Origin of the sequence: Streptomyces sp. NBC_00829, assembly GCF_045161795.1 — a bacterium.
Lineage (GTDB): Bacteria > Actinomycetota > Actinomycetes > Streptomycetales > Streptomycetaceae > Streptomyces.
Map to the genome: position 1 here is coordinate 17830 of NZ_CP108869.1, position 11869 is coordinate 29698.

General features: G+C 68.7%; 12 protein-coding genes and 1 pseudogene. 2 read left to right on the forward strand and 11 right to left on the reverse strand.

Annotated elements, in window-relative coordinates; translation table 11 throughout:
• Positions 1–11: 11 nt before the first annotated feature.
• Positions 12–1364, reverse strand: coding sequence for a helix-turn-helix domain-containing protein (locus OG293_RS41805; RefSeq protein ID WP_331734138.1), 1353 nt, complete (start codon positions 1362–1364; stop codon positions 12–14).
• Between the two features lie 343 nt (positions 1365–1707).
• Between OG293_RS41805 and OG293_RS41810 the strand changes: the two genes are divergently transcribed.
• Entirely contained in the window at positions 1708–2547 is an 840-nt protein-coding gene (locus OG293_RS41810) for a hypothetical protein (RefSeq protein ID WP_212728886.1), read from the forward strand.
• 220 nt (positions 2548–2767) lie between these two features.
• On the opposite strand, the gene OG293_RS41815 is transcribed toward OG293_RS41810, so the two are convergent.
• The 4 genes from OG293_RS41815 to OG293_RS41830 all read right to left on the reverse strand — a co-directional run bounded on the left by OG293_RS41815 (position 2768) and on the right by OG293_RS41830 (position 5777).
• Positions 2768–3220 carry a hypothetical protein gene (locus OG293_RS41815; protein WP_212728887.1) on the reverse strand — a complete coding sequence of 151 codons (453 nt, stop codon included), beginning with the start codon at positions 3218–3220 and terminating at the stop codon, positions 2768–2770.
• A gap of 51 nt (positions 3221–3271) precedes the next feature.
• Positions 3272–4300, reverse strand: coding sequence for a DUF4262 domain-containing protein (locus tag OG293_RS41820; protein ID WP_406003946.1), 1029 nt, complete (start codon positions 4298–4300; stop codon positions 3272–3274).
• A 238-nt stretch (positions 4301–4538) separates the two neighbouring features.
• The gene (locus OG293_RS41825) at positions 4539–5012 is read right to left on the reverse strand and encodes a hypothetical protein (RefSeq protein ID WP_331734148.1); all 474 of its coding nucleotides are present in this window, start codon (positions 5010–5012) and stop codon (positions 4539–4541) included.
• A 546-nt stretch (positions 5013–5558) separates the two neighbouring features.
• Positions 5559–5777, reverse strand: a complete 219-nt coding sequence (locus OG293_RS41830) for a hypothetical protein (RefSeq protein WP_331734151.1) — start codon at positions 5775–5777, stop codon at positions 5559–5561.
• A gap of 770 nt (positions 5778–6547) precedes the next feature.
• On the opposite strand from OG293_RS41830, the gene OG293_RS41835 reads away from it, so the two are divergent.
• Positions 6548–7552, forward strand: a complete 1005-nt coding sequence (locus OG293_RS41835) for a transcriptional regulator (RefSeq protein WP_331734154.1) — start codon at positions 6548–6550, stop codon at positions 7550–7552.
• Here the strand turns inward: OG293_RS41835 and OG293_RS41840 are convergent.
• From OG293_RS41840 to OG293_RS41865, 6 genes and pseudogenes are all read right to left on the reverse strand, one after another.
• Positions 7499–7831 carry a hypothetical protein gene (locus tag OG293_RS41840; protein WP_392180997.1) on the reverse strand — a complete coding sequence of 111 codons (333 nt, stop codon included), beginning with the start codon at positions 7829–7831 and terminating at the stop codon, positions 7499–7501. The two genes, OG293_RS41835 and OG293_RS41840, sit on opposite strands and share 54 nt — an antisense overlap.
• Before the next feature lie 81 nt (positions 7832–7912).
• Entirely contained in the window at positions 7913–8188 is a 276-nt protein-coding gene (locus OG293_RS41845; protein WP_200726530.1) for a hypothetical protein, read from the reverse strand.
• 153 nt (positions 8189–8341) lie between these two features.
• Positions 8342–8572: a hypothetical protein gene (locus tag OG293_RS41850; protein ID WP_212728891.1), complete on the reverse strand. Its 231-nt coding sequence runs from the start codon at positions 8570–8572 to the stop codon at positions 8342–8344.
• Between the two features lie 241 nt (positions 8573–8813).
• A pseudogene (locus tag OG293_RS41855) lies at positions 8814–9787 on the reverse strand (IS5 family transposase).
• A 96-nt stretch (positions 9788–9883) separates the two neighbouring features.
• Entirely contained in the window at positions 9884–10174 is a 291-nt protein-coding gene (locus tag OG293_RS41860) for a hypothetical protein (RefSeq protein ID WP_212728892.1), read from the reverse strand.
• A gap of 110 nt (positions 10175–10284) precedes the next feature.
• Complete coding sequence (locus tag OG293_RS41865; RefSeq protein ID WP_331734162.1) at positions 10285–10911, reverse strand: hypothetical protein; 627 nt, start codon at positions 10909–10911, stop codon at positions 10285–10287.
• Positions 10912–11869: the final 958 nt, after the last annotated feature.

Below are 11869 nucleotides of genomic sequence, written 5' to 3' on the forward strand. Positions count from 1 at the left end.
CGCGTCGGCGCTCAGAACTCGCTGGCGCGCATGGGGACGAGTTCGGCGACCTCGAACTGGGTGGTCTCCGGGTGCAGTTCGAGAAAGCGGGCGATGACCTGGGGGTGAGCCTGGCCGACGAACAGGTCCAGCGCCACAGGGTCGAGGGGACCGTCGTCCAACTGCAGGTACGTCATGGCCAGATGGGCGCCGTGATGCAGAGCGTCTTTCTCGGTGGGGTAGGTCCAGGTGCTCAGCCCGCGTCGCGGCTCGCTGCGGTGCAGCAGAACCCACGGTCCGCCGGCCGCCCCCTCAGGCGCGTCGGCCAGGGCCCGGCAGGTGCGGCACCACAACGCGTTCGCGGCGAGCCGCTCCGCTGAACCGGCCCCCCACACCGGTTCTGGCACGACGATGCGCGCGGCTGTCGGCCGTACGGGCAGGGTCTGCGGCTCCCGGGTGAGCAGTTCGGGGACCTGGTAGGCGGTGCGGGCGCGGCCTTTCCGGCCTGCCGGGAGCTGCCACAGAGCCCGCGGCCACGGCTCATCGAAGGTTACCGAGGGGCTGCTGCTGAACGGTCGGCCGAGGCCGGCCAAGTCCCTGTGGGACGGTTTCGGCTCCTCCCCGGGAGGCAGCGGCAGCAGCCAGCCGGCCGCGTCCTTCACCCAGCCCTGCCGGCAGCCGCCACACCAGTGCACGGCGGCAGCCTGCTCGGCGGGGCTGTCGTACCAGTCCGGCTCCTCCCGGCCCAGCCCTAGCCGCGTCATGGCGGTCGGCTTCTCGCACGGGCAGGACGCGAACCGGTACAGCTGCACATCGGGCTGCTCGTCGCGCGAAGCGTGCAGCCACGCCCGGTGGACACCCAGCGCCTCTGCCAGCGCCTCCCGCTCACGTTCTCCGGGCCGGGACCGGCCCGCCGCCCAGTGCCCGATCTGGTGCGCGCCGACGCCGACGTCGCCGCCCAGGCCGACGGCTGTCTTCGCGGCCGCCTCTTGCAGCAGCCGCAGGCGTCGCGCGAAGGGAGCCAGCTCCAGCAGCGCCCACACCGGATGGTCACCACGGGGTTCGACGTACTCCAGATCGTCTTCCCACACCTCATGGAGCTCGTTGTAGGACGTGGCGTGCTCGGCCAACGTCTCGATCACCCACCCGCGCACCGCAGCGTCGTGTGCCCACTGCTCATCGGTAGCCTCACGCGCCGCCGCGTCCGCGTTCTCCTCCAGCACCAGCTCCTCGTGCATCGGGAACACCAACTCCTCGACGGCCAGCAGTGCCCGGGAGGCGACGACACGACGAGCAGGCTCCGGCACCGCGCCGTTCAGCACACCCGACAGCACGTCGACGGCCCGCACCACCAGCCGGTCCTGCTGCTTCCCCCACCTGCTCACCCTGACCCCCTCCCGCGGCCGCCGCGGCCCCGCACGTGCCACATCATCCCGACTACGACACGGACTCGGGCGACAACGACCGAAGTTCACCCACACCAGAGCAGACCCGCCTCACCCCTCGGCCGGCCACCAGCGCCCAGCGTCAGGCCCAGCACAGCCGCTGGCTACGCGGCCACATACGCGGTGCCCGCCGACCGCCTCGGCGCCGTCGCCGAACAGGCCGAACTCGCCCCCGCGCCCGCCCGACCCTGCGCCGTAGCAGCCGGACAACCAGCACGCATGCCGCACCCCAACACACTCGACTACGCTGCGCGTTGTCGTCAGGGCGAAGGAAGGGCGGGCTGTGGCCAAGCGGACGAGCGGCCCCGAGAAGAACCGCAAGGAGCCGATGTCCGGCGTCGCGCGCCGGCTGTGGGCGTTCTCCGGCAACGAGTGCGCCTGGGGCGACCCGCACTGCCCAACGCGGCTGGTCACGGATGAGGGCGCCTGGGTCGGCAAGATCGCCCACATCATCGGCGCTGAGCCCGGCAGCGCCCGGCACGAGGCATGGGACGGCCGGGACGTCGAACAGCTGAGGGACTTCGACAACCTGATGCTGCTGTGCGGGGTGCACCACGACCTGATCGACAGCAGCGTCACCCGGGACAACTACACCGTCGAGTACCTGCGCGCGGTCAAACAGAAGCATGAGGGCACGTACCGGTACACGGTCGACGACATCGAGGCCGAGTTCCGGGACACGGTCAACGGCTTCCTGGTGCGGCCCGCCACCACCATGCGCCGCTTCTTCGCCTGGGAGGACGCCGACCAGGATCCGTCGGACGAACAGGACGTCCTCGAACTGGTCAACCGCTTCGCGGGGCGTGTCGGCGGCCTCACGCGGATGGCCCGACAGGTCCTCGCCCTCGTGGTCCACGAGGAGACCACGGACTTCGAACTGGTGTTGCGGCGCTTCTCGGCGGACCGTACGACGCTGCTCAGCGTCGTACGCGAGCTCCAGAAGGCGGAGATGGTCTACCTCCACGACGAGGAATACGACGAGGACCGCGGGCAACTGTCCCTGCTCGGTGGCGCTCTGGAGGGTGTCTCCGAGATGTGGGACGAGCTTCGGGGCTTCTGCCTCGACGAGAAGGTCGACCTGAAGGAGATCCTGGTGGATCTCGACTTCTCCCGCCTGGACTGAGCCGTCGGCGACTGTACGAACCGCCCCGGGAGTGACGGCCCCGGCCGTACTGCGTCCCGTCACGGGGACCGGGGCCTGTCCCGCACACTCCATTCCGGCACGGGCCACAGCGAGACTAATGGGTGAGCCGAGAGCTCCAATACGGCTCTCTGCGGGCTCGACTCACCGGCCGGGACGAGGTGCCGCGCAACGGCGCGGCACCGGGACTCCCCTGGCGCGTTCATGCAGCCGGCCGCCGTACAGGACAGCTACCACGAGCGGCGCCACCGACTGCACCGTTCTCCCCATCCTGGACTCGGGCCGTGTCCGCCTCAGCGGGCCCAGCAGCGACACCGTAGAAGCCACCGAAAGCCTCGACCCCGCTCTTCCCCTCCAGTTGAGCAAGCAGCGCTGCCGCTGCCACGCCGCGAGCAAGCTCACTCGCCGTCCGGACCACACGGTTCTGCGCGCGTCCCGACCGAGGACGACCATCGCTGAACTGCAGCACGTCACCGTTCTCGCCCAAGCTGCCGCCAGCGCGCTCGGCTTCACCACGTAGCCAGTTCTTGGCCTGCTCGCGAGAATGGCCCCATTGCCTGAGCTTGTACGCGATATCACTGCCGCACAGCGGAACGGCGAAATCCAGAAAGAGCCGCAGCTCCTCAATAGCATCCAGCGGTTCGGGCTGACGCATGAAAATACCCCCTAAAACGACAACGCAAGAATTTGAGAACCCCGAAACCGGCTAGAGAAGCGGTTGCGTTCCGGGCGAAAGCGAGCAAGAAGCATCAGTCGGGAAGACGCCGTCACGATCGGGCCACACGGCCTGCCAGTACGGCACAGCGGTATCCCGGCCATACACCGCCCGTAGCATCGCGAAGGGCTCCAAGGACTCCACGGGGCGCATGAGCAGCCGGAATCCGTTCGCGAGAAGCCCGTCCAGGACCTCACCGGCGACCGGACCAGACGATCCGGCGAAGCGCTCGACGACGGAATGGAGCACGCCCTGCATCGCCCTGACGTCCAGGCCGGCCATCACGAACTCATGTCCCAGAGACTCGTGCAGACCGACGGTGTAGCAATAGGCGGCAGAACCCTCATCAGCAAGAACCGCCTGGACGGCGAACCCGTGCTCCGCGATAATCTCACGCAGTCGAGCAACGTACTCCGTCATGAAATCGGGCAGACACACACGGCAATCCGCGTCCCCGCAGGAATCGTAAGGTCGGCCCTCCGGCAAAACACTGGCCGCGACAGCGGGTGTGAAATCCAGATCGCGAACAACCAACTGGGACAGGTCGTCCTCCTGATGGAACGACTCCAGAGCCGGAAGATCGATCAAACCCCACCGGCCCTGCGACAGGTCACCGCCCAGGCACGACCACCCGTAAGCCTCACCGCTCGCGTCATCGACCTCCACGACGTACCACTCGCCCCAGGCGGAGAAGTACCGGAGGCCGACCACCCTGTGCCCATGCGGCTCCAAGACCGTTGCCCACAGACCCGGGATCTCGGCCAGCACCGCCGGAGCCGGATAGAAGTCGTGGCCGCGCTCCCCGCGCCACACCTCAGGCGGCCGCGTCCCGACCGGAGCACCCCCCTGCACGGAACGCTCGGGCGCGGGCTGGGCACGGAAGACGACCTGCTCCACATCCGGGTGGTAGATCGAGGCTTCGTCGCCGTCCCAGCGCACCGTGTACGTCTCCAGGTCGCCGGGCAAGGCGCGCAGTTCGGGGACGGTCTCCATCGCCCGGAGGAAGAGGGCGATGAACACCTCCTCAGGGATCCCGGAATCGGCAGAAACGGTGGTTCGCTCCCAGGGGTGCCCGAGGAAGCGCATGCGGATGTCCGCCATGATCAGTTCTCCAGTGGTTCGTGGGTGGTGGAGGCCGGGGAGTGGCTTGCCGTTGTGCGCGTCGTCGATCCGGGCGATCGCGGAGCGGCGGCGCAGCGCCGCCGCATGCGTCACCGGCCAACCGGCCCCGACGGGGGGAAGGGGGGAAGAGCCCGGATCAGGAGTCGGACGACTGCTGCGCCCGGTACTCGCCCACCACGGCGAGCACCGCGATGCCGAGAAGGCCGGCCCCCTCGCCCGCCATCCAGTCGCCGAGCGTCGCTCCCGGGCTGTTGCTCAGCCGTTGGATGAGGTCGTGCACGCCGACATGCGGAACGCCCTCGACGTCGCAGCCAGCCTCGAAATGTCCGAACTGCGGGACGTGCGCGTGGTAGTGCCCGTCTGTGCTCCAGTGAGGGTCCTGCCACAGCTCGAACACGGCGTTCGGGGCGTCCTCCTCCAGTCGCGCGGCGACCTCTTCGCAGAGGCCCAGCGCGGCGTCCCGGGAGCGGTAGACCTGCCCTAGCGTGAGGACCTCGGCAGGACCACGCTCGTACTCGCCGCGGAGGCCGTGCTCCCGCATGAGGTCGAGAAGCGGAACGAGTTCGCCAGCGGGTGCCGAATGGATGCGGAGCTGCAGATCAGCAGACACGTTTCGTCCTAGGTTCGAGCGCCACGACGGGCGCGCACATAGAAGGGGGAGGGGGGAGGGGCAGGGCCGCGTGTTTCGGGAGCGGCAGAGGTGAAGCAGAGGGCCTTCGGCTGTTCGGCCAGCGCCCTCGCACCTGCGGAGGCCGGCGGCGCGAGGCGGCTCTCCGGCGCGACGGCGAAGACCGGTTGACGGTGGCCGTCAGAGCCGCGATGTCTCACGCTGCCAGTCGCGCGTCTCAGCGCGGCGAACCAGACGCCGGAACCAGGGCCCTTTTTCGCCCTCGTCGCTGTACCGACCCGGCAGGATCTTGCTTCCCACGGAGCCGGTCCGAGCGTTCTTGACCTTGCGACGCCTCGCGGGACGCTTCTTTGCCCCGGTTCCCGGGACGGGGGTACTCATGTCGAGATCAACTCCGCATTCGCCCCGATGTCTCACGCGTGGTCGTTCTCGGCGCAGTCGGGGCAGTCGTCGGGACAGCGGTTCAGGGGTTCGGGCACGGCCCGAGAGGGTTAGAAGGTCAGCGACTGAGGCTGTTCAGCTCACGCTTCACTCCTCACTGACCACCACCCGCACGCCGGACATGCGGCACTCCTGGCCGCGCACGATGTGGCCGTCGAGCCGGCCACTGATCAGGTCGACAACCGCTCCGCACCCGGCGGACGGACAGCGGACGGCCATCACCCGGCCCTCGTCGTCGAGGAGGGGCATCTCGTGGGCGACAGCCATCGCGGTCTGCTCGCCCTTCAGGCGTACGGAGAAGGTCACCGCTCGCCCGGCCCGTATGTCATCGAGACACGACTGGCACAGGGGCTGCTTGCGGGCTCTGGCTGTGGCCGCTGGTGAAGGGGCCGCACGGTGGCCGTCAGGAGAGACGCCGGGCGGCAAGCCCGTCTCGGAGTCGATCAAGAGGCTCGGGGCGGTGTGGCGTTCCAGCTCGTGAAACATGGTCGGGCGGCCGCAACAGGGGCATTTCATCAAATAGAACAACGCGAGCTCTCAGGATCGTCGGAGTGGGTGGGCGCGGACTGCCCCCGCGGGAAGGGCTGTCCTGCGGTGACTTGGGGCTGACACGGGGAGATGCATCCGGTGACCCCGTCGGGTCGACTTCCTCGACGAGGCCGCGGGCGGCGGCCTGTTGGTCGGGTGGCTTGTCGGCGGGTTCTGCGGTTCCCCCGCCCCCGCGAGAACAACAATACACATGGAAACACTAAGACGCAACAGTCGAGATTCTCGACCCCCATGCAAGGCACGGCCAGCCTCAACCTGAACGAGAGCGGGGGGCCGTCCGCCTCGGGACCCGGACCCCCGGGCATGTGCCGGAGAGCATCAGGGACCGTCCGGTCGCCGCCGCCCCTATGCCGCGCCGCGCGAGTGCCCGTTACCCATGCGGCGCGCCGGGCCTCCGCCCCCCCACATCCGCCCGCCCAGACACCGGAGCGCCAGAGCAGAAAGGGGCGCGTGGAGCCGGCAGATGTGCGCCCTGCCCGAGACCCGGCCAGGCCCGTACCGTCGCAAGGACGGCCGAAGACCCCGGCATGACGCCCGGAACAGCGGTCGAGGAGGACGGTGGCTTGGTGATGGAGCGCAGGAGGGTACTGAGCGCCGGGCTTTGCGCGGCGGCGCTATGGGCGGGCGACACGACATCGGCACTCGCCAGCGGACTCGGCCAGCGCCTGGCGGACGGGGAACTTCCGGCCGCGCACGGCTTGTTCGCCGCTGGCAGGTACGACCGACTGCACCAGGTGCTCCCTGGGATGGTGGCCCGCGCGAGCGAGAGCGAACGAACGGGCCCGGTCGGCGCCAGCCGGGCGGCAGGGGTATGGGTGCTCGCCTCTCAGCTGGCGGTCAAGGAAGGCGACGTAGACACGGCGGCCGCCTTCGCAGTCCGGGCCGGAACGGCGGCCCGCCGCTCGGGCCACCCGGTCCTCCTCGCGGCCGCCGCGCGCGCGGCGGCGACGCCGCTGCGCCGTACGGGCCGCCCGGATAGCGCCCTGCAGCTGCTCCAGGAAGCACACGATGAGCTGAACGCCGGTCCCCGACCGTCCGCGGTCGTCCTGGACGCATCCGGAATGGTGGCCCTGACCGTCGCGTACACCGCCGCCCAGGCCCGCATGCCCTCCGCTGCCGAGCAGTTCGCGTCCCTGGCCGAACAGACCACGGCCCGCCTCCTCCACGACCGGGGGCGAGTGCCGGCGGACGGGGAGCTGTCGCCGACGCAGTGCATGCTGTACCGGGTCGGGATCCACCAGAAGCTCGGCGACATCGACCGCGCCCTGGCGTACGCCGCGGGCCTGGAGCCAGCCGTGCTGCCCACGCCGGAGCGCCGAGCCCGCGCGGCGACCGACACCGCCCGCGCCCTGCTGGCCGCTGACGACGTGCCATCCGCATTCGTCCAGCTACAACTCGTGGAGCGTGCCGCACCGCTGGAGGCCCGCCGCCCCTCGGTGCGCGCGCTGACTGCCGAGGTCGCCGCGCGCCGGCCGGACCTACCGGGACTCACCGCCTTCGCCCGCCGCACCGCCCTGCGCGTCGCCCTCTGACCGCTCCGCCGACCGAATCCCCACCGCCCCTTCCTCGTACAGCTTGATCAGGGTCGAGCACACCGTGCACTCTGTTGCCGGGAACTCCTCCAGTTCCGAATGGACGCGGCAGTTGCCAGCCGCATCGACCGGCCACCCGTGGCGGTGTTCCAACCAGTCGTTGTAGTCCATGCCAGTCAGCCCGAGGAACTCGTACTGCTCAGTCGGCTGCGCCTCCCACTGTTCGCGCAGCGAGTCCATGAACTCCTGACGATTCACTGTGCTGCTGTCCTGGAACACCTGTTCTCCTCTCATTCGCTTGCGGACACCACGTCCGCATGGACTCCGAGCCGGAAGCCGAGCCCGGCGTGCTGGGCGTCGTCAGCCCAGGTAGTAGGTGTGTGTCGGGCGAAAGGTCGGGTAGAGCAGCTCGAACCCGCCCGGCCCCCGAGGATCGTCGAAGGCGAGCAACGCCGGGTCTTCCAAGGTGCAGCAGCCACACTTCGGATCCATCCACGTGATCGCGAGGTGGGGAAACTCGACCGACATCTCGCGGATGGCCTCATCCCACGCTCTCTTGTCCTCGTCGCGCCAGTCGTGCTGAGCCCCGTCCATGTAGACCCGGTCCAGGCGCTCGGCCCATTCGTCGAATGTCATTCCTGCGGCCTCTCGGTCCTTGTGGTGCCTTGAGTGGCCCGGTCCAGCCCCGGCTAGAAGGGGTGCGGGAGCCGATGTCGGGCCCGGTGGGTCAGGCAGTTTTGCCTTGGTTATGAGGGCGGTGGTGCTCCTGGGGTGTGAGGGCCAGCCGGGTCAGTTCAGTACGCGGAACTTGCGCCAGTCGGCCCACTCGATCCAGGTCGGCCATTGCGGAACGAGTCCGTCAAGGAGGCGTGTGGCGCCGTTGCGCTGCTCAAAGTCGAGGAGTCGCACACGTCGGGTGGCGGTGTAGAGCACGGTCTGAGAGTCGGCCATGACCGAATCGTCGACCTCGACCAACATTCCGATGTGCTCCGCCGACAGGGCGGCAAGGGTTGTGCCCATCTCAGGTGCTGCTCCTTGGTGTTGGGTCCGGCCCGGGACCCCTGTGGAGGGCCGGGGCCGGGCCGGGGGTGGGCGCCGTCCTGCCCTGGTCTAGGTGTTCTCGCGGGCTCTACGGCGCGTAGGCCGGATGAGGGCCACGTACTGATCCGGTGGCCCCAGGGGGTTCCCGGGCGGCCCCGGGTGGGGGTGTTGCGGGCCGCCGGTGGTGGGTGGGGGGTCTAGGGCGTGTGTGGAGTTGTGATCAATGCTGTGATCCGAGGTGTCGGATCCAGAGGAGGCCGGCGCATAATTCGAGTCCGGCCTGGTAGCTTTCAGGCTTTTTGTCGTAGCGGACGGCAAGGCCGCGCCAGTCCTTGATCTTGTTGATGGTGCGTTCGACGCTGTTGCGGAGCTTGTACAGCTGCTTGTCCCAGGTGACGGGCCGTCCGCCGCGTGAGCCGCGGTTCTTGCGATGGGCGGCCTGATCCTTCTTCTCGGGGATGACCGCCTTGATCCCACGCTTGCGCAGGTGGGAACGGTTCTTGCGGGACGAGTACGCCTTGTCGCCCGCGACCGCGTCGGGCCGGGTACGGGGCCGGCCGGCCGGGCCGGGGACGCGGATCTTGTTCAGGACGGGGATGAACTGCGGACTGTCTCCCGCCTGCCCTGCGGTGATCTTGAGTGACAGGGGCAAGCATTGCGGCACACAGGAAAGGTGCGTCTTGGTGGTCAGTCCACCGCGGGAACGCCCCAGGTCAGCAGCGGCGAGCCGGGCCCTGCGGCGACGCCTCACGCGTCGTCGTTCTTCCCGCTCCGGGTCCAGTTGCCCGTCTTGTTCCTCGCTGGTGCCCCTTTTTCCGCGGCGGCCTTCTCCACCGCGTCCAGGGTCTCGGGCTTCATGATCATCCCTGCGGCGTCATGATGGGCCCGGGCTGTGGTCGAGTCCACGCTGACCAGCGACAAGTCCACCAGGCCCCGCTTCGCCGCCTCGGCGATCGCGCCCTGGAACACCGCGGTGAACACCCCGGCATCCCGCCACTGCCGAAACCGGCCGTAAACGGTGGACCAATGCCCGAATCGTTCGGGCAACTCCCGCCATTTCGCGCCGTTCCTGAACCGCCACACGACACCCTCGAAGTGTGCCCGCAGGTTCTCCGGGTACGGCCCGTACTCACCGACCGGCAGAAACGGAGAGATGAACTCCCACTCGGCATCCGAAAGTTGAGGTCGAGACACCCCACCGTTCTACTCCAAGGGCCCCGACCCTCCCAAGCCGGGGGACCCACGAGATCACAACTCCACACACGCCCTAGTAGCCGTTCAGCTTCTTGCTCAGGTGGGCCCGCCACCCGCTGCTGCCCCGGGTGCACGCTCCGGCATCCCGGTCTCCCTGAGCCGGACGATGCGGGTGTAGCTGACGGTGGAGCGGTAGTTCTCCATGCCGTCCTTGATCTTGAACTTTCGGCCGTCCGAAGTGTGGATCAGCTCCCGGCCGATCTTGGCCACGGTGACCATCGTGTAGCCCCAGTGGACCTGGCACGTCTCGTACTGGGCGACCTGGTCACCGACCTTGATGCCCTGGAGCCGCGGATCCGGGGCCCGCACTGCCTCGCTGAAGTCCATGTAGGTTTCTCGCTCTTGATCTCGCCCTGGGCCGCCTCGGTGTGGGAGGGGCTGGGCCCGGGCCCCGTGGGGGTCTGGGGGTTGGGGTCGCCCGGCCCTGTCCTGGGGGGTTAGGCGGTCTTGTAGCCGTTCAGCTTCTCGACCAGCTCGGCGCGGATGAGGGCGAGTGCCTGGGCCTTGTCGTCGAGCTGGGTGATCTGGGCCTGGATGGCTTCGGCGCGCTGGGCGTTGAGGAACTTGGTGTAGGTGGCCTCGCGGGCCGGGGTGTTCTTGTCGGCCTGGTAGGTGGTGACCAGGGCGGTGACGAGGTCGCGGACCTTGTCGAAGGTGTCCGGGCTGGCGTTCTCGGCCGGGGAGTTGGTCTCGAAGGCCGAACCGAGCATCCGCTTGCGGAACTTCAGCAGCGGCGCGGCCCCGTTGTCCGTCTCGGCGGTCAGGTCGGCCGGGTTGACCAGGTGACTGCCCACCACGTACGGCAGCTCCATGTCACCGAGCTTCGGGGCGTCGGTCCGCTCGTGGCGGTTGGTCCCGCTGCCCTTGCCGAACTGGACGTTCAGCAGACCCTCGACCTTGGGGAACAGCTCCCAGTTCGGGTGGACCACGACCGTGCCGATCGGGAAGGTCCCGTCCTGGAGGACGCGGGACAGGTCGTAGACCGACTCGCCGTTCTCGCCCGTCTCGACCGCGTACGAGTAGGTGTGACCGGCCGGGGTGGTGAACGTCTGGGTACCGGACATGAAGATCCCTCCAAGGGAGTCAGTAGGTGGTTTCTCGGCCGGTTCTTCGTTCCCCCGACCTCGTGATAACTACTGTACACATCGAACCGTGAATACGCAACACAGGAACGGGACCACCCCCACACGCTCAACCAAACCAACCCCCAACTAGGAACCTCACACCCCGCCACCCCCACCCCGCGACCGATCACACCCACACCCCCGCACCCGCCCCCGACTTCGCCCCGACCCCACCGGAGCCACCGGCGACCACCCGACCCCACCCCCGCACGACCCCGGATCTAACACCCCCCGCGGGCCCACAACGCGAATCTAACGCCACCTCGGAAACCCACCCCCGCCCAACCAGCGAATCTAACACCCGCCCCGTACGCGCCGATTGGGGCGGCCCCGGATCTAACACCCCGGGCCATCGGATCTAACACCCCCTCAAACAGCGAACCCCCGAATCTAACGCCACCCCACATGCGCCCCGGAAAGCCGCACAGAATCCCGCGAACGCCACACGCCCGGGAACCCCTTCCCCAACCCGCCAAGAGCCCTGTAGGCTGCTGCTACAGCCCCCAAAGAGGCACCCCGGCCCCGCCGGAGCAGCCCCCGGGCACGGAAAGCGGACACCCCGTCAATTCCCGCCGCACAACTTGAATTCCAGGGGCTCGAACCCCTAGAATGATCTGGCAGCACAGGAAATCAGGACCACCCGCAGAGAAACACCACCGGGACAACCTGAAAACCCGTCGAGAAACCACAGAAAAGGCCCGCCAGGACCACCGAGGGAACCCCCTCCACCTAGCCAGCCATTCGTTAACCCCAACCACAGGAAAGAGAAACCGAATTCACGGCCGGACCGCCCGCCGGCCTCCGGCCCGCCCCGCGGGCCGGCTCCTCGGCCGGCCCCCGGCCGGCCGGTCAGCGCTCTGCGCTGACGGTCTTTCAGAGGGCGCTCTGCGCCCTCTGT